At 62.1% G+C, this 16,525-nt stretch carries 15 protein-coding genes; 8 read left to right on the forward strand and 7 right to left on the reverse strand.

All coding sequences use genetic code 11. The annotated features are described in order from the left end of the window. The first annotated feature begins 216 nt into the window (after positions 1-216). Together VK804_RS18985 and VK804_RS18990 are read left to right on the forward strand one after the other, a co-directional pair. On the forward strand, positions 217-1,383 hold the full coding sequence (locus VK804_RS18985) for an acyl-CoA dehydrogenase family protein (RefSeq protein ID WP_325373076.1): 1,167 nt from the start codon (positions 217-219) through the stop codon (positions 1,381-1,383). Positions 1,384-1,519: 136 nt separating this feature from the next. Then, on the forward strand, positions 1,520-2,224 hold the full coding sequence (locus tag VK804_RS18990) for a tetratricopeptide repeat protein (RefSeq protein WP_325373048.1): 705 nt from the start codon (positions 1,520-1,522) through the stop codon (positions 2,222-2,224). A gap of 119 nt (positions 2,225-2,343) precedes the next feature. Here VK804_RS18990 and VK804_RS18995 read toward each other — a convergent pair whose 3' ends face one another. From VK804_RS18995 to VK804_RS19010, 4 genes are read right to left on the reverse strand one after another with little or no spacing between them, the layout of a single operon-like run. Next, positions 2,344-3,459 carry a ring-opening amidohydrolase gene (locus tag VK804_RS18995; protein ID WP_325373050.1) on the reverse strand — a complete coding sequence of 372 codons (1,116 nt, stop codon included), beginning with the start codon at positions 3,457-3,459 and terminating at the stop codon, positions 2,344-2,346. A 2-nt stretch (positions 3,460-3,461) separates the two neighbouring features. Then, positions 3,462-4,205, reverse strand: a complete 744-nt coding sequence (locus tag VK804_RS19000; protein ID WP_325373052.1) for an ABC transporter permease — start codon at positions 4,203-4,205, stop codon at positions 3,462-3,464. Continuing rightward, a complete protein-coding gene (locus tag VK804_RS19005) occupies positions 4,202-4,996 on the reverse strand; it encodes an ABC transporter ATP-binding protein (protein WP_325373054.1) in 795 nt (264 codons plus the stop codon). The genes VK804_RS19000 and VK804_RS19005 overlap by 4 nt, the downstream gene beginning before the upstream one ends. After that, complete coding sequence (locus tag VK804_RS19010; protein WP_325373056.1) at positions 4,993-5,949, reverse strand: ABC transporter substrate-binding protein; 957 nt, start codon at positions 5,947-5,949, stop codon at positions 4,993-4,995. The genes VK804_RS19005 and VK804_RS19010 overlap by 4 nt, the downstream gene beginning before the upstream one ends. 229 nt (positions 5,950-6,178) lie before the next feature. Here VK804_RS19010 and VK804_RS19015 point away from each other — a divergent pair, with 229 nt between their 5' ends. Continuing rightward, positions 6,179-7,165, forward strand: coding sequence for a LysR family transcriptional regulator (locus tag VK804_RS19015; protein WP_325373058.1), 987 nt, complete (start codon positions 6,179-6,181; stop codon positions 7,163-7,165). A 34-nt stretch (positions 7,166-7,199) separates the two neighbouring features. On the opposite strand, the gene VK804_RS19020 is transcribed toward VK804_RS19015, so the two are convergent. Then, the gene (locus VK804_RS19020) at positions 7,200-7,805 is read right to left on the reverse strand and encodes a hypothetical protein (protein ID WP_325373060.1); all 606 of its coding nucleotides are present in this window, start codon (positions 7,803-7,805) and stop codon (positions 7,200-7,202) included. 25 nt (positions 7,806-7,830) lie between these two features. Next, positions 7,831-9,051: a cytochrome P450 gene (locus tag VK804_RS19025; protein WP_325373062.1), complete on the reverse strand. Its 1,221-nt coding sequence runs from the start codon at positions 9,049-9,051 to the stop codon at positions 7,831-7,833. Between the two features lie 114 nt (positions 9,052-9,165). On the opposite strand from VK804_RS19025, the gene VK804_RS19030 reads away from it, so the two are divergent. Both VK804_RS19030 and VK804_RS19035 read left to right on the forward strand, forming a co-directional pair. Further along, complete coding sequence (locus VK804_RS19030; RefSeq protein WP_325373064.1) at positions 9,166-9,711, forward strand: phosphonopyruvate decarboxylase; 546 nt, start codon at positions 9,166-9,168, stop codon at positions 9,709-9,711. Beyond that, on the forward strand, positions 9,708-10,298 hold the full coding sequence (locus tag VK804_RS19035) for a thiamine pyrophosphate-dependent enzyme (protein ID WP_325373066.1): 591 nt from the start codon (positions 9,708-9,710) through the stop codon (positions 10,296-10,298). Before VK804_RS19030 ends, VK804_RS19035 begins: the two co-directional genes overlap by 4 nt. Before the next feature lie 128 nt (positions 10,299-10,426). Here the strand turns inward: VK804_RS19035 and yfcF are convergent, their stop codons facing one another. Next, positions 10,427-11,044: a glutathione transferase gene (yfcF, locus tag VK804_RS19040; RefSeq protein WP_325373068.1), complete on the reverse strand. Its 618-nt coding sequence runs from the start codon at positions 11,042-11,044 to the stop codon at positions 10,427-10,429. A gap of 638 nt (positions 11,045-11,682) precedes the next feature. Here yfcF and VK804_RS19045 point away from each other — a divergent pair. The 3 genes from VK804_RS19045 to VK804_RS19055 all read left to right on the forward strand — a co-directional run. Next, entirely contained in the window at positions 11,683-12,384 is a 702-nt protein-coding gene (locus VK804_RS19045) for a helix-turn-helix domain-containing protein (protein WP_325373070.1), read from the forward strand. Position 12,385: 1 nt separating this feature from the next. Beyond that, complete coding sequence (locus VK804_RS19050; protein ID WP_325373072.1) at positions 12,386-13,579, forward strand: efflux RND transporter periplasmic adaptor subunit; 1,194 nt, start codon at positions 12,386-12,388, stop codon at positions 13,577-13,579. A gap of 25 nt (positions 13,580-13,604) precedes the next feature. Further along, a partial coding sequence (locus tag VK804_RS19055; protein WP_325373074.1) for an efflux RND transporter permease subunit occupies positions 13,605-16,525 on the forward strand: 2,921 nt, incomplete at its 3' end.

Raw genomic sequence — 16,525 nt, forward strand, 5'->3', positions numbered from 1 at the left:
CGGAGAGCGGGATTTCCCTCACGCTGGGTTTCCGAATCGAGCCAGCCATGTTGCGGCCTCCGACTTGTTTACTATCGTTATACTATCGTGAATTTGGAAAAGTAGCCGGATAGATCGAAGCCAACACGGGTATGTCCGGGACGCCGTCCCCGGATTTCGCTTCCGCTCAATCCGGGCTACGCTCGCCGCCGGCATACAGGCTCCGGAGCAACCCCCATCGACTTCGCGCTCACAGACCTGCAGCAATCGGTGCGTGCGGCGATCGAGAAGATTTGCGCGCGCTTTGGCGACGATTATTGGCTCGAGCGCGACCGCGACGGCAAATTCCCCGACGCGTTTCATCGCGCGCTGGCGGATGACGGCTGGCTCGGCATCTGCATTCCGGAGGCTTACGGCGGCTCGGGCCTCGGCATCACCGAGGCCGCGGTGATGATGCAAACCATCGCGGCGTCGGGCGCCGGATTTTCCGGCGCCTCGGCGGTGCACATGAACATCTTCGGCCTCAATCCGATCGTGGTCTATGGCAGCGAGGAGCAGAAGCGCCGCATGTTGCCGCCGATCGTCGCCGGCAAGGAGAAGGCGTGCTTTGCGGTGACGGAGCCGAATGCCGGCTTGGAAACCGCCAAGCTGCAGACCCGCGCCGAGCGCCGCGGCGACCGTTATGTCATCACCGGCGCGAAAATCTGGATCACCACGGCGCAGGTCGCCGACAAAATGCTGATCCTCACCCGCAGCGCGCCGATCGAGAGCGGGCGCCGCCCGACCGACGGCCTCACCTTGTTCTTCACCGCGCTCGACCACCGCTTCGTCGAGGTGCGCGAGATCGAGAAGATGGGGAGGAAAGCGGTCGACTCCAACCAGGTGTTCATCGACGGCCTGGAAGTGCCGGTCGAGGATCGCATCGGCGAGGAAGGCCGCGGCTTTGAATACATCCTCGACGGCTTCAATCCGGAGCGCATCCTGGTCGGCGCCGAAGCGGTCGGGCTCGGCCGCGCCGCGCTGCGGCGCGCGGCGGCCTACGCCAAAGAGCGCACCGTGTTCGGGCGGCCGATCGGCCAGAACCAGGCGATCCAGCATCCGCTCGCCGAATGCTGGATGGAGCTGGAAGCCGCCGAACTGATGGCGTTCAAGGCGGCCTGGCAATACGACAGCGGCCTGCCGTGCGGCCCGGCGGCGAACGCCGCAAAATATCTCGGCGCCGAGGCCGGCTTCAAAGCCTGCCAGACCGCGGTCATGACCCACGGCGGCTACGGCTATGCCAAGGAATATCACGTCGAGCGCTATTTCCGCGAAAGCATGATCCCGCGCATCGCGCCGGTGACGCCGCACCTCATTCTCTGCTTCATCGCCGAAAAAGTTTTGGGACTGCCCAAATCCTACTAAGACAAGTCCTACTAAGACAGGTCCTACTACTAAGACTTGGATTGCCGAAGTCCTACCAAGAGATGTACTTATAGATCGAGGTCGACGGGCGACGGTCAGTCAATGTCCGCCAGGTCACCTTGGTTTGGGGGAAGCAATGCGTCGAAGACTCAGCGCTATTGCACTACTGGCGAGTCTGGCACTCGCCGCGACAGCGCAGATTTGCGCCGCCGCACCGCTGCCGGCCGCGCAAGGCGAAAACCAAAACGCTCTCGTGGCCAAGGCGCAGGCGGCGCTTGACGCCAAGCAGTGGCCGGACGCGGAAGCGGCTCTGAAGCAACTGTCAGCATCCGAGCCGCGCTGGGAATATTTTGAGGCGCTGGGCGCCGCGCAATTCAACCAGGGTCACTACGCGGACTCGCTCAACTCTTATCAACGGGCGATCGATCTGGCGGGGAAGAGCGCCAGTCCGGCAGCTATCGGCCAAATGTATACGACGATCGGCAACGCCAACTTGAAACTGAAGAAGAACGACGCGGCCATTGCCGCGTACAACAAGGCGGCGGCGCTCAGCCCCAATCCGGCCATTGCCTATTTCAATCTCTGCGCGACCATGTTCAACATGGGCCAGCCGGCGGCAAAGACCGTTCCCGCTTGCGACAAGGCAATCGCCGCCGATCCGAAAAAGGCGGATGCCTATTTCGTCAAAGGCTCGGTCATGCTTGGCCAGGCGACCGCGGGCAAGAACGGCAAGCTGACGGCGCCGCCCGGCACCGTGGAAACGCTCAAGCAATATCTGGTTCTCGCTCCCGACGGAGCACATGCCAAGGACGTAAAGGAGATGCTGGATTTCCTGAAATGACCGGGCCGATGCATCCGATCACGGCCAGCCATGATTAGGCGGCGCGCCGAACGAGCCGGAATCACCAGATGCCGCGAAACCGGGAATCGTAAGATAAGCTCGAGTCGTAACAGCAGTCGTCATTGACGAGCAATTGCCGCCACGGGCCCTCCGCCCGGCGGCCCTTGGTGCTCCGCACCCCCGGAAACATACACGGCACCGGTCCCGGCGAGACCGCTGATCAGTCCGCCGACCGCGGCGCGGGCGTGTCGGGTGGCGCCGATGTCGGAGTCGTCCAGCATGGTATGGCGAAATCCGCGCACGCTTCCGTCAGGAGATGCTTCTGCCTTGGCAAAAATATTAACTAAACGGCTTTGCGCGCGCGGATCGGATATCTCTCCGAGGCCGAGCCCGACGCTCTTCAGCGCCGCGATCACGGCGGCAGAATCAATGGAGTCGCGCATCACCCCATGCCCGATGACAAAAGGGCTCGCCGACGCGTTCGAATTGCCAAGGACAATCACCACATTGTGCATGAGCTCGATGCCGGCCGAAGTGGAGGCCACCGACGAAAACAGATTCCAGTTCTTCAGAATGTGCTCATCGCGGATGTCGCAATCGATTTCGCCGAGCGCCGACGCGACGCCGAGTGCCGATGCGCCGCGTGAGTAGCCCATCGACCCGTGCGGGCTGTTGGTTACGACCCTTTTTCCCCTCTCGTGCGCTGCCTCGATACGGTCGCTCGTCAGCAGGGGGCATTTGATCTGCACAAAATGCACGTCTTGAGGGTCCTCGATGCCGGCATCTGCCATCGCTACGTGGACGGCCCTTGCCGTCTCCTCGATCTGCAAGCAGCGGCCAAGTTCTTCCGGCATGAAGTCGCGGGTATGGGCAATGCCGATGCTCAAGCGCTTGCCCGCGATCCCGGTTTGAGAATCGCCCGATACCGCACTGCGCGCGAAGACCGTGATATGCGGACTGAGAACGCCTTCCGTGCCGCCCGACATCACGAAGGCGATCTTTTGTTCGACGTCATGCGGGGCCAGCCCAACGTAAGGCGCGAGCGCAAAGCTCAGCGCCGACACGGCGTATTCCCGAGTGAAATCATTTACGCCGCCATTGCCCTCCGTCTTGCCCAGGATTGCCAGGATCGATGTCGGCTCAAGCTTGCCTGCCTCGATCAGGTTCATCAGGCCGGATACATCGCCGGGGCTTTTGGTGGGTATCTGGATCACGTCGACGGTGGTGGTGCGCATGGTCATTCCATATTGCCGCTATGCCAGAAGATGACACGCTCCTCCGTCCATCCGATGATGTAAAACATCAAGATTCCCGCCATTGCCGCCGCGGCGATCGCAGCGAACAGCGTTGCAGTTTCCAGATGCGCCGACGAAACCATGATGAGATAGCCAAGCCCTTGCGTGGCGCCGACGAACTCGCCGACGATGGCGCCCACGATGGCAAGCGAGGATGATATTTTCAGCGCCGAGAACAGGTAGGGAAGACAGTAGGGGATGCGCAGCTTGCGGAATTCCTGTGATCTGGTCGCGCCGAGCGTCTGAAACAGCTCGCGGTATTCCGCGTCCGCGGCCTTGAGACCTTTGACCGCATTCACCAGCACGGGAAAGAAACATATCAGGATCACTGCGACGATCTTGGACCACCATCCCGTCCCCAGCCAGATCACCAGCAGCGGAGCGACCGCGACGATCGGTGTGGTCTTGACCGCGATGGCGATCGGAAACAGCCCTTCTTCGAGCGTATTGAATCGGACGAACATGATGGCGCAGCCGAACGCCAGCACGCTGGCGATCAGGAAGCCGATCAGCGCCTCGATGAACGTTACCGCGAGTTGAACGCCGAGGGTGCGGTCGATATTGGCAAAAATTGCAGTCGGCGCCGGCAGCAGATATTCCGGAATATCAGCCGCCATGACGATTGCCTGCCAGGCGGCGAGTACAAGCAAGGCGAATATCAGCGGCGTTCGGATGCGCGATATCATCGGTGGCCTCTTACCATCGCCCGGATCGTTTTCATGACGGAAACCGCTTCCGGATCGTCCGGCGTGCGAGGCCGCTGACATCCGACCCGGACATCTTCGACCAGCCGCGCCGGCCGGCCGGTCAAGACGATCACACGATCGGACATGGTCACAGCCTCCGGTATCGAATGAGTGACCATGATAATGGTCTGTAATCGCGTGGCATTGCTTTGCCAGATACGGATCAATTCCTCGTTGAGGACTTCACGCGTGAGTTCGTCAAGCGCACCGAAGGGTTCGTCGAGCAGAAGCACGTCGGGATCGCTCATCAGCGCGCGTGCGAGCGCGGCGCGTTGCTGCATTCCGCCCGATAACTGATGTGGATAGGCGTCGGCGAAGTCGCCGAGTTGAACCATGTCGAGCATCCGGCGGGCTCGGCTGTAGTCGGTTTGATCGACCACGCTGCCGCCAAGCTGTATCTCCACCGGCAACAGTGCGTTATCCAGCGCGGTCCGCCAGGGCAACAGCAATGGCTTCTGAAACATGAAGCCGATGCGCAATCTGGGATCGCGCAGCACGATCTTGCCGCTTGCGACCGGAACCAGTCGCGCGATGGCTCTCAGCAAGGTCGACTTGCCGCATCCACTGGGCCCGAGCAGTGAGACGAACTCGCCCCGCCGCACGGCGAAGTCCAGGTTCTCAATGGCGACCACACTGCCGAAGCGGACCTGGAGGTTCTCGATGGTAACCAGAGGCTCGGGCCGGGACAGTGTCGTCGCCTCCAACTTGGTCGTAAGCGTAATCGCATTCATTTGAGAAATTCGACCGTGAAGGCCTTGCTGATATCGACCGGTGCCTTCTGGAATCCGGCGTCGACCAGCAGCTTTTGCGCGGCGCTCCAGTTCGCGGCATCCATCCAGCCTACCGGCTGGGCATCGGGTTGCAGCAATGGCAGGCTCGCCTTCATCATCGCCAGCTCGTGATCGTAGGTCAGCTTGGACCCGTACTTCACCGTAATCTGCGCCGCCTCTTCAGGCGCCGCAATGGCGCTGGTCCAGCCTTTCAGCGTGGCGGTCACGAAGTTGCGGACAACGTCCGGCTTCTCCCTTAGCATTTTCTCGGTCGTGAACAGGGTGTCGGCATAGAGATCGATGCCATAGTCCGGTGGGGATACGACGTTGACGTCAAAGCCCTTTTCCCTGGCCGCGAGAACCTCGTTGATGAGGTATCCCGGCCACACATCGACCGCACCGGCAAGCAGCGGGGTGATGTCGAACTTAACGGGAATTTCGTTGAGTTTGGCTTTGTCGACGCCGGCCTTGGCAAGCACCGCACGATAGATCAGCTCCTCGTTGCCGCCGATCTTCACGCCGACATTCTTTCCGAGATAGTCGGTCGGTGCCTTGATGCCGGACTTTGCCAGTGAAAACAGAACGAAGGGGTTGCGGCGGAAGATCACCGCGATCGCCACCACCGGAACGCCCTTGCTGCGCGCGATCAGGATCTGGTCGGCGCCGGTGACGCCGAATTGCTCGCTCCCGCCGGTTACCATCTGGATCGCCGGAAAATCCGGCCCGCCGGGCTGGATATCGACGTTCAGGCCGGCGGATTTGTAGAAGCCCTTTTCCTTGGCGACGTAGAAGCCGGCAAACTGCGCCTGGTGAAACCATTTCAATCTCAGCGTCACCGATTCCTCGGCTTGCGCAGCGGTGAGCATTGCACTCAAGGCTAACGCGACGGCGGACGTGACGAGACGGTAAAACATGACGATGCCCTCCCTTGGGATGATCGGCTCCCCGAGAGATCATCCCTTTCCAGCGAGCGCTGCTAGAAGCAAAAACAGGCTGCACCGAGCGCAAAAACAGCTCACTTCCTAATCATCCTGCCTGATCCGGGGGCACAGATCGGCGGCACCCCTATCGTTTTATTGGGCTTTTGGACGGCACAGACCTTGCTGCTCGTCGCGGCAACCGGACCGAGGGAGCCGCGCGAAAATGCGAAAAAGTGAGCTGCGCGCAAAGCCTGTACCGCGAGCGGCCGCGCCGCCGCCGCGAACAGTCGATCGCGGCAAGACGACATCACGCAGCCGGCTCCGACCGCCGCGGCTGCTGACCTACGTTGATGCCGTTGCCCGTTACGGCTCCATTCGGAAAGCGGCCGACGCCCTCAACATCGCGTCGTCGGCCTTAAATCGCCAGATCCTTGATCTCGAAATGGATCTTGGGGCGCTCCTGTTCGAACGCTTGCCGCGGGGCGTTCGCGTCACCTCCGCCGGCGAAGCCTTTCTGGTCTATGCCCGCCTGGTGATTTCCGAGTTGAAGGCGGTCGAATCGCGGATCGAGCAGCTTCGCGGCCTCGTGCGCGGCCAGGTGAGCGTCGCCGCCGCAGAATCCGTGGCCGGCGAACTTTTGCCGTCCGCCATCACCCAGTTCCAGGCAACCCATCCCTATGTTCGCTTCCATGTCCGGATCGGCGCGCCCGGCGAACTGGTCGAGGCCCTGGTCGCGGACCAGGTCGATCTGATTTTGACGCATGATGCGCCGCGCAAGAAGGACGTCGCCATCGTCGCCGTAGCACGACAGGCTCTCTGTGCCATGGTGGTTCCTGACCACCCACTCGCCAGTCGTGATGAGCTTCGCCTGCGCGATTGCCTGGCATTTCCGCTGGCCCTCGCCGACACGACGCTGGCCGGGCGTGGCCTTATCGAGCAGGTCCTTGCACTTGCTTCGTTTGATCTTGATCCCCGTCTGGTTTCAAACTCCGTCGAAGCGATGAAGGCTTTCGCTCACATGAATCGCGGCGTCTGCTTTCAGTTCCGCAGTCCGGGCAAGTCGCTGATCCCGCCAGGCGACATGGTGGCTCTGCCATTGATCGATCCACCTTTGCTGCAAGCGCGATTGCTGCTCGCGACGCGGCGAAGTCGCGTTCTTCCGGTGGCGGCAGCTGCGTTCGTAGAACAGCTGAAAGGCGTGTTCGCATGAGTGTCGGAAGTTGGTATTCGTGTTACCGGCCCGGTTACCAGATGCGCCGAAACTGGGAATCGTAGACGCTGACAATGTGGTCGCGGCGGGCAATCAGCCGCTCCGCCTCATCCGCGAGCCCGGCGCGGATCGCAATGCCGATCGCTTTGGCGAAGAAGCCGCGCGCATCGTCGAAGCAATCCTTCGCCGATGCCGGGCTTGCCTCGTACATGGCGTCATAAGCGGCCTCGGCGAGCTTCTCGTTCCGCTCGATTTCGGCGATGCTGGTTTCCAGTTCGACCCTGGGCCGGAGCGGTCCGGGCGACAGTCGTATCTCCCCCCGCCCCAGTTTCTCGATCACTCCTTCCAGCAGCGCTCGAACGACCGGGAAGGGATCGCCGCGACGGAATTCCAGCAGCATCAGATTGTGCCCCTCGAGACAATCGATGACCGACAGGATTTCGTCCCAGCCCTCCGCCTTTGCGACCCGCGTCCTCGTGTCCTCCAGCGACTGCGGCCAGCAGGCCTCGCAGCGAAAGGTCGTGACAAATCTTCCCACCCCCTCGTTGAAATGCGGGAGGATGTGGATCTGCGATTCCGGAAAGGGCTGGAGGCAGCCCGAGCAAAGGTACTGGAGTTCTTCCTCTTCGTCTGTTTCCATTTCTGGTCTCCAGCGGCCTTCGTCCCTATCCAACCGTGCACGGCACCCTCAGAAATCCGCGAAACCGCACGCGGCCGCCGCGCACCGGCTCGCCGCGCAATGCGTAATCCGGAAACCGCACCAGAAACCGCGAGATCGCGATCGCGCCTTCGAGCCGCGCCAGGGCCATCCCGGCACATTGATGCGCGCCGGTGGCAAACGCCAGATGCCGGTTCGGGGTGCGGCCGACATCAAACGTCTCGGGATCGGGGAATTGGCCGGGGTCGCGGTTGGCGGCGCCGATGCACAGGGTAATCGGCGTGCCGGACGGCATCGCGACGCCGCCAAGTTCGACCTGTTCCGTCGTCATGCGGTTGCCGAGCTGGTTCGAGCTTTCGTAGCGCAGGATTTCCTCGACCGCGGTCTTGATCAGATCGGGTTGACCGATCAGGTGCTGTTTCTGCGTCGGATGATTGGACAGCGCCACCAACCCATTGCCGATCAAATTGGTGGTGGTCTCGTGGCCGGCATTGAGCAGGAAGATGCAGTTGTGAAGCAATTCCTTTTCGCTGAGCCGCTCGCCATTGTCCTCGCCCTGGATCAGCCGGGTCAGCACGTCGCGCTCGGGATTGCCGGGCTTGGCGCGGCGCCGTTCGACGAGAACTTCAAGATAAGCGAGAAAATCCTTTACCGCTTTGTTGCCGCGGGCAAAGGCTTCCGGCGAGATCACCGGCTCCAGCGCGCCCAGGATCGAAAGCGACCAGTCGCGCAAGGGACCGCGCTCCTCGCGCGGCACGTCGAGCAGGTTGCCGATCACTTCAATGGGGATCGCGGCGGCAAAATCCTCGATCAGGTCGACCTTGCCTCTTGCGGCGAGGCCATCGAGCAGGTGCTCGACCAGCAGGGTCAGGTCGCCTTCCATCGCTGATATCGCACGCGGCGACAGCGCGCCCATGATCAGCCGCCGCACCCTGGTATGCGCCGGCGGGTCGTTGAAGACGAGGCTCGTGGTGTGGTGCTCGTAGAGCAGCGAATCCCCGTATTTGGGGAAGAACTCGCGCTTCTTGTCGGAGGAGAACGCTTTGGTGTTCTTGTAGGCGGTGACGAGGTCGTCGTAGCGGGTCAGGAAATAGGCCCCGTTCGGCATGCGCTTGACCGGCTCGTGCTCCCGCAGTGCACGATAAACCGGATAGGGGTCGGCATAGAATTCGCCCGTCAGCTTCTCGATGTCGAAATCGGCCGCCAACTCTCGCGCCTTCGCATTCATGCTGTCATACTCTCCGGCCGACACCGATATGCCGTTTTGGCGCTTCCGCAAATCCCGCCGGCCATTAAAGTCCCACGCCGGAAGGTAGTCTCGCCTAACCGACTGGAAATGAAAATGCACGCCCGTAGTGACGCCGCATCCGAAGTCATGCCCTCCTGGCCGGAGGACATCTTTGCGATTTTACAGCGTTTCGACGTTCGCCAGGTGCCCTACGTGCCGGATGCCGGGCATTCGCAGCTGATCGAGCGCGTACTCGGCTCGTCGGCGATGCGCGCGATCCCGCTGACGACCGAAGAGGAGGGCGTGGCGCTTCTGACCGGTGCCTGGGCCGGCGGCCAGCGCGGTGTGCTCTTGATGCAATCCAGCGGCGTCGGCAATTGCGTCAACATGCTGTCGCTGACGCAGGTCTTCCGCTTTCCGTTCCTCACTTTGGTGACGATGCGCGGCGAATGGGGCGAGTTCAATCCGTGGCAGGTGCCGATGGGCTCAGTGACCCAGGGCGTCTTCGAATTGTGCGGCATCAAGGTGCTGCGCGCCTCGCATCCGGGCGAGGTGCGCGAGGTCGTCGAGGCCGCCGCCGGCCAGGCCTATAACGCCTGCACGCCGACCGCCGTATTGTTGTCGCAGCGCCTGATCGGAGCAAAGGTCTTCACCAAATGAGCAAGGCAAATCTTCTCGACCGGCGCGAGGTGGTGGCGAGCCTATTGGCGGACCGCAAGGGTTCGATCGTGGTCGGCGGCCTCGGCGCCTCGACCTATGACATCGCGGCGGCCGGCGACAGCGACCGCAATCTTTATCTGTGGGGCGCGATGGGCGGCGCGGTCATGATCGGGCTCGGCATCGCGCTGGCGCAGCCGGAACTGCCGGTGGTCGTGATCACCGGCGACGGCGACATGCTGATGGGGATGGGGAGCCTTGCTACCGTCGGCCTGCAGGCGCCGAAGAATCTCAGCATCGTCGTGCTCGACAACGAGGTCTATGGCGAGGCCGGCGGGCAGGCGAGCCATACGGCGCGCAATGTCGACTTCGTCGGCGTTGCGAGGTCTTGCGGGATCGGCGATAGCCGCGCGCTCTCCACCATGGCCGAGATCGAGGCCTACGGGGCCGGCCTGCAGGACGTCTCCAGCGGCCCGCGCTTTGCCAACGTCAAGATCGACAACGCTAATCTGGAGCGCGTGCTCTCCAGCCGCGACGGCCAGTACACGGTGACCCGCATCCGCGGCTCGCTGGGATTTGCGCCGATTTAGGGCGCGTACTCATCAATCGAGCTTGATTGCTGCGGCTTCCTCGATATCCGCTATGCCCCGATAGCGACCAGATTTCGCAGCGCGGCGAGATGACCCTATGGCCCCAACAACGGACTCATGCGCCGCAGCTAAGGGGGCGGCCGAGGCTTATTGACCCATTGTTGGACCGACTGACGCTGCCATTGCTGCGTTGCGTAGGCAACTAGGTTGTCGGGTACGGGGTCACCGTGAACGACGAGCCGTTTCAGCATCATTGCCAGATCGACGTCCGCTATACACCAATCGCCGAATAGGTTGCCAGATCGACCGTCGAGCAAGGCGTTTGCGGCGGAAAACAGCTTTTTGGCCGAACCACGTGCAGCCGCCGACAGTGGTGGCTTTTTTGCTCCATAGAACACGACGATCGTTGGTCGTTCATCTCTAATCGGCACGAGGTCACTGCGAAGCCAGGCCTGTACTTGCCGCGCCCTTGCGCGACAACGTGGGTCGGTAGGGTATAGACGTGCGCCGGGGAAGGTTTCGTCAATGTATTCAGAGATCGCCGACGACTCGGACAGTGCAAAACTATCGTGAATCAAAGTGGGTACCCGCCAAGTGATAGATGTCGCCGCGAAAGCGGGCTCTTGATTGGCGTTGGCGGTGAGGTCGACGGATTCAATTTCGAACGCCAACTTTTTTTCCAGAAGGCTGACAAATACCGACATCGCGTACGGACTGACAAATTGAGAATCAGCGTATAGCAGCATGTGCATCCCAAGGTATGTGGACACTTTACGTTAGAGCCCGCCTCCCGTAACCCTAGATACCGGCGTCCCAGGCGATGCAACCAAATATGTTTGAGGTCGCCGCTGTCAGCTTTGGGTTCATTCGCGACCGGTTCGAGCCAGCAGCAAGTCCGTCCGTTTTGCGCCCGAAAGCGGAAGTAATTTCAGAGCAATAGCGGCTTCACGACGGCCCCGTTGCGAGTTGATGCCATCGCGGCCTTAATTGCCGGGCAGCTGGGTGACGACAGCAAGAGCAACCAGCGAAGATAAGAATATTAGCATCGTAATATTCCTGATCCGATAATAGTCCCGCTCCCCTGCCTCCTTAACGAGCGCCGAGAGAAGCAGCGGTGGAACGAGCCAAGGTCGTTTATAAAGTTCTCGTGGGCCGCCTCGGATAGTGTGTGAGCTTGCCCATGCTCCGACAGCCCAGGCAGCAAGGGCAAGCAGCAGGATGATGGCCAAGAGCAGCCCGCGCACACGTCATCGTAGCTTTGAAATCAGGCCCGTACAAAATTCACACCAAGCCGCTAGGGCTAAGGGCGGAATCTGGTCAAAGAAAGGGTAGTGCACCGCAGCAAAACCTTGACAATTGTTAAGGTGAGTGCTTACTCACAAGAATGAGCACGCTGCGCATGACCGGGGACTTGCGCCGGCAGCTGATCCTGTCAGCCGCCAAGCGCTGCTTTGCGCGCCACGGCTTTGCGGGAACCACCACCAAGAGCGTCGCGGCGGCGGCTGCGATTTCCGAAGGCTTGCTGTTCAAGCATTTTCCGACCAAATCGGCGCTTTATGCCGAAATCCTCGCCGAAGAATGCGAGGCCGATCCGGCGCTGCACCGGCTGTTGGAACTTGCGCCGTCGACCGAGACACTGGTGATTCTGATCCGTGAAATGGTCCGCCATTTCCAAGGGGTTGCCGACGCGCCGGACCAGCAGGAAGCGCAGCGGCTGCGGCTGATGGTGACGAGCCATCTCGACGACGGCGAATTTGCCCGGCTGATCTATGAGAAGATCGGCAAGCTGATCGGCTCGATTTTCACCGCCTCGCTTGCGCGCGCGATCGAGACCGGGGACGCCTCGCGAATTGGGCGCGAGCCGCTCAATCTGTTCTGGTTTGCGCACCACACGGTGGTGATGGCGACGCTGGCGGGGCTGCCGGCGGTTCCCTGCCTCACTTACGGCAATGCTGCGGACCTCGAACGGCAGCTTTGCGAATTCATTCTACGTGGCATTGGATTGAACGAAAACGCGATTGTCGCCCAGCTGGATCGCGAATGGACGCCGGCTCCGGCGCTGAAGCTCGACGCAGAAGGTGGATGAGATGAATATTATCACCGAACCCAAAATCTCGGGCAAGCCGATCGCGGAGCCGGCGCACAAGCGTCCGGTCCGGATGGTGCGCTGGTTTGCCATCGTCGGCCTGCTGCTGATGCTTCTGGTCGGCAGCCTCGTCTGGTTCAATTACTTCCGCAGCCACGCGATCGCGCAGTTCTTCGCCAACAACAAGCCGCCGCCGGCGACCGTGACCGTGTCCGAGGCCAAGTCCGAAGTGATCCCGAACCTGTTGATCGCGGTCGGCGATCTCGCCGCCGTGCATCAGGTCAACGTCACATCAGATGTATCGGGGCGCATCACCGACATCATGTTCACGCCGGGATCGAGCGTGAAGGCGGGGACGCCGCTGGTGCAATTGTTCGACAGCCCCGACCAGGGCGACCTCGCAAGCTTCAAGGCGCAGGCGACCGGCGCGCAGCTCGCGCTCGATCGCGCCAAGCAGCTCGCCTCCCGCCAGTTCGGTCCGCAGTCGACCGTGGACGCCGCGCAGGCGACCTATGACCAGGCCATGGCAGGCATCGCCAAGACCGAGGCGCTGATTTCGCAGAAGCTGGTGCGCGCCCCCTTCGACGGCGAACTCGGCGTCCGCCATGTCGAGGTCGGCCAGTACCTCACCGCGGGCACCCAGATCGTGTCGCTGACCGACCTGTCGCAGCTCTACGCCAACTTCACCCTGACGGAGAAGGACTCCGCGCAGCTCAAGGTCGGGCAGGTCGTCCGCGTCGCGGTCGACGCCTATCCCGGCCGCACCTTCGAGGGCAAGATCAACGCGATCGAACCGCAGATCGCCACCGACACCCGCAACATTCATGTGCAGGCGACGCTGGACAATCCGGATCACATCCTCAAGCCCGGCATGTTCACGACCACGACCGTGGTGCTGCCGGACAGGCCGGCGGTCGTCACCGTGCCTGAAACCGCCGTCGACTATACGCTCTACGGCGATTCGGTTTTCCTGATCACCGAGAAGACCGCCGATGACGGCAAGACCAGCCTGACCGCGGTCCGCACCTTCGTGCGCACCGGCGACCGGATCGACGGACGCGCCGAAATCCTCTCAGGGCTGAAGGCGGGCGATCGCGTGGTCGCCGTCGGCCAGCTCAAGCTGCAATCGGGCACGGCGGTAGCGATCTCGACCGATGCGCCACCGCCAATTCCGGCCAATCCGCCCCGTTACTGATCCCACTCGTCGGAGCTTCATCGCGATGGCCTGGACCGATATTTTCATCAAGCGACCCGTGCTGTCGGTCGTCGTCAGCCTCTTGATCCTGCTGATCGGCTTCCGGGCGGCGACCACGCTGCCGATCCGGCAATACCCGAAATTGTCGAATACGGTGGTCAACGTCACGACCATCTATCCCGGCGCCTCGGCCGACCTGATCCAGGGCTTCATCACCACGCCGATCGAGCAGGCGGTGGCTTCCGCCGAGGGCGTCGACTACATGACCTCGTCCTCGGTGCTCGGCACCTCGACCATCCAGGTCTACATCAAGCTGAACTTCGATCCGAACCAGGCGCTGACCGAGGTGCTGGCCAAGGTCAATTCGGTCAAATACCTGATTCCGAAAGAATCGAACGATCCCGTCGTGACCAAGACCACCGGCCAGACCACGGCGGTGATGTATCTCGGCTTTTCTTCCGAGGTGCTGTCGGGATCGGCGATCTCCGACTACCTGACGCGGGTGGTGCAGCCGGTGCTGTCGACCGTGGACGGCGTCGCGTCCGCCGACATCCTCGGCGGCCAGACCTTTGCGATGCGGCTGTGGCTCGATCCCGTGCGCATGGCCGGCCGCAATGTGTCGCCGGCGGACGTATCGGCGGCGATCGCCGCCAACAATTTCCAGGCCGCCGCTGGCCAGTCCAAGGGCTATTTCATCGTCTCCAACGTCTCCACCAACACCGACCTGACCAATCTCAGCCAGTTCAAGCGGATGATCATCAGGTCGAAGGACGGCGGCTTCGTGCGGATGGAGGACATCGCGACCGTCGAACTCGCGGCGCAAAGCAGCGACGCCAGCGTTGCCTTCAACGCCGAGCACGCGATCTTCATCGGCGTGCAGGCCACCCCACAGGGTAACCCGCTGACGCTGGTCCAGGGCGTCCGCGCGCTGTTCCCGGAGCTTGAGCGCAATTTGCCGCCGTCGATGAAGATGAAGGTGGCCTACGATTCCACCAAATTCATTCAATCCTCGATCGACGAGGTCGAGAAGACGCTCGGTGAAGCCGTCATCATCGTGGTGGTGGTGATTTTCATGTTCCTCGCCTCGTTCCGCTCGGTGATCATCCCTGTGGTGACGATCCCGCTGTCGCTGATCGGCGTCTGCACCCTGATGCTGATCGCGGGCTTCAGCTTCAACCTGCTGACGCTATTGGCGATGGTGCTGGCGATCGGGCTCGTGGTCGACGACGCCATCGTGGTGGTGGAAAACATCCACCGCCATCTGGAGGAGGGCAAGCCGCCGGTGCAGGCGGCGATGCAGGGCGCGCGCGAGATCGTCGGCCCCGTCATCTCCATGACCATCACGCTCGCCGCCGTGTACGCGCCGATCGGCTTCCTCGGCGGTCTCACCGGATCGCTGTTCCGCGAATTCGCCTTCACGCTGGCGGGCTCGGTGATCGTCTCCGGCGTGATCGCGCTGACGCTGTCGCCGATGATGTGCTCGGTGTTCCTCAAAAACGCCGAGGAGGGACGGTTTGCGAAGATCGTCAACCGGGTGTTCGGCGCGATGACGCGCTGGTATGGCCGCCGGCTCGATCGCTCGCTCGACTACCGTCCGATCACGACGCTGTTTGCGCTGACCATTCTCGGCCTGGTCGGTTTCCTCTATCTGCACACCTCGAAGGAGCTGGCGCCCGAGGAAGACCAGGGCATCGTGTTCGCGGTGACCAAGGCGCCGAAATACGCCAACATCGACTATGCCGATTTCTACGGCGAGAAGCTCGACAAGGTGTTTGCGAGCTTCCCCGAGACCGATCTGCGCTTCGTGCTGAACGGCATCAACGGCCCGCAGAACGGCATCGCCGGCATGCTGCTCAAGCCATGGGACGAGCGCAAGCGCTCCTCGATCGCGCTCAAGCCGCTGGTGCAGGCGCAGCTCTCCAAGATCGAGGGCGTCAACGCCTTCGCCTTCAACCTGCCGCCTCTGCCCGGCGGTCCCGGAGGCTTGCCGGTGCAGATGGTGATCTCTTCGACCAACGGCTTCCAGTCGGTCTATGAGCAGATGCTCAAGGTGAAAGACGCCGCGCGCAAGAGCGGGCTGTTCATCGTCTCCGACAGCGATCTCGACTTCAACCAGCCGGTGGTGCGGGTCAACGTCGACCGCTCGAAGGCGAGCGATCTCGGCATCACCATGGGAAATATCGGCGGCACGCTGGCGACGTTGCTCGGCGGAAACTACGTCAACCGGTTCAACCTCGAGGGACGGTCGTATCAGGTCATTCCGCAGGTGCCGCGCGACCAGAGGCTGTCGCCCGAGGCGCTCGGCGGATATTACGTGCCGACCGCGACCGGCCAGCAGGTGCCGCTCTCGACGGTGGTCTCGATCGAGACGGCGACCGATCCGAACGCGCTGTCGCATTACAACCAGCTGAACTCCGCGACCTTCCAGGCGGTGCCGATGCCCGGCGTGACCGTCGGCCAGGCGGTCGACTTCCTCGAAGGCGAGGCCGGCAAACTCCCGGCCGGGTTCAGCCACGACTATCTCTCGGATTCCCGGCAATACGTCCAGGAAGGCAACCAGCTCGCGATCACCTTCGGCTTCGCGCTGATCATCATCTTCCTGGTGCTGGCGGCGCAATTCGAGAGTTTGCGGGATCCGCTGGTGATCATGATCAGCGTTCCCATGGCGATATCAGGCGCGCTTATTCCGCTGTTCTTCGGCGCCGCCACCATGAACATCTACACCCAGGTAGGCCTGCTCACCCTGGTCGGCCTGATCAGCAAGCACGGCATCCTGATGGTCGAATTCGCCAACGAGTTGCAGCTCAACGAGGGCCTCGACCGTCGCTCGGCGATTGAAATGGCAGCGCGGGTCCGGCTGCGGCCGATCCTGATGACGACCGCGGCGATGGTCACCGGCCTGTTTCCGCTGCTGACCGCGACCGGGGCGGGCGCGGCGAGCCGGTT

It is taken from the genome of Bradyrhizobium sp. (assembly GCF_035484855.1).
In the GTDB taxonomy this organism is placed as follows: Bacteria; Pseudomonadota; Alphaproteobacteria; order Rhizobiales; family Xanthobacteraceae; genus Bradyrhizobium.

Bases quoted from the DNA above. Each gene is read 5' to 3' on its own strand.
- VK804_RS18990 (WP_325373048.1), top strand. From the start codon at position 1,520: ATGCGTCGAAGACTCAGCGCTATTGCACTACTGGCGAGTCTGGCACTC.
- VK804_RS18995 (WP_325373050.1), bottom strand. From the start codon at position 3,459: ATGCGCACCACCACCGTCGACGTGATCCAGATACCCACCAAAAGCCCC.
- VK804_RS19000 (WP_325373052.1), bottom strand. From the start codon at position 4,205: ATGATATCGCGCATCCGAACGCCGCTGATATTCGCCTTGCTTGTACTC.
- VK804_RS19005 (WP_325373054.1), bottom strand. From the start codon at position 4,996: ATGAATGCGATTACGCTTACGACCAAGTTGGAGGCGACGACACTGTCC.
- VK804_RS19010 (WP_325373056.1), bottom strand. From the start codon at position 5,949: ATGTTTTACCGTCTCGTCACGTCCGCCGTCGCGTTAGCCTTGAGTGCA.
- VK804_RS19015 (WP_325373058.1), top strand. From the start codon at position 6,179: ATGCGAAAAAGTGAGCTGCGCGCAAAGCCTGTACCGCGAGCGGCCGCG.
- VK804_RS19020 (WP_325373060.1), bottom strand. From the start codon at position 7,805: ATGGAAACAGACGAAGAGGAAGAACTCCAGTACCTTTGCTCGGGCTGC.
- VK804_RS19025 (WP_325373062.1), bottom strand. From the start codon at position 9,051: ATGAATGCGAAGGCGCGAGAGTTGGCGGCCGATTTCGACATCGAGAAG.
- VK804_RS19030 (WP_325373064.1), top strand. From the start codon at position 9,166: ATGCACGCCCGTAGTGACGCCGCATCCGAAGTCATGCCCTCCTGGCCG.
- VK804_RS19035 (WP_325373066.1), top strand. From the start codon at position 9,708: ATGAGCAAGGCAAATCTTCTCGACCGGCGCGAGGTGGTGGCGAGCCTA.
- yfcF (WP_325373068.1), bottom strand. From the start codon at position 11,044: ATGCTGCTATACGCTGATTCTCAATTTGTCAGTCCGTACGCGATGTCG.
- VK804_RS19045 (WP_325373070.1), top strand. From the start codon at position 11,683: ATGAGCACGCTGCGCATGACCGGGGACTTGCGCCGGCAGCTGATCCTG.
- VK804_RS19050 (WP_325373072.1), top strand. From the start codon at position 12,386: ATGAATATTATCACCGAACCCAAAATCTCGGGCAAGCCGATCGCGGAG.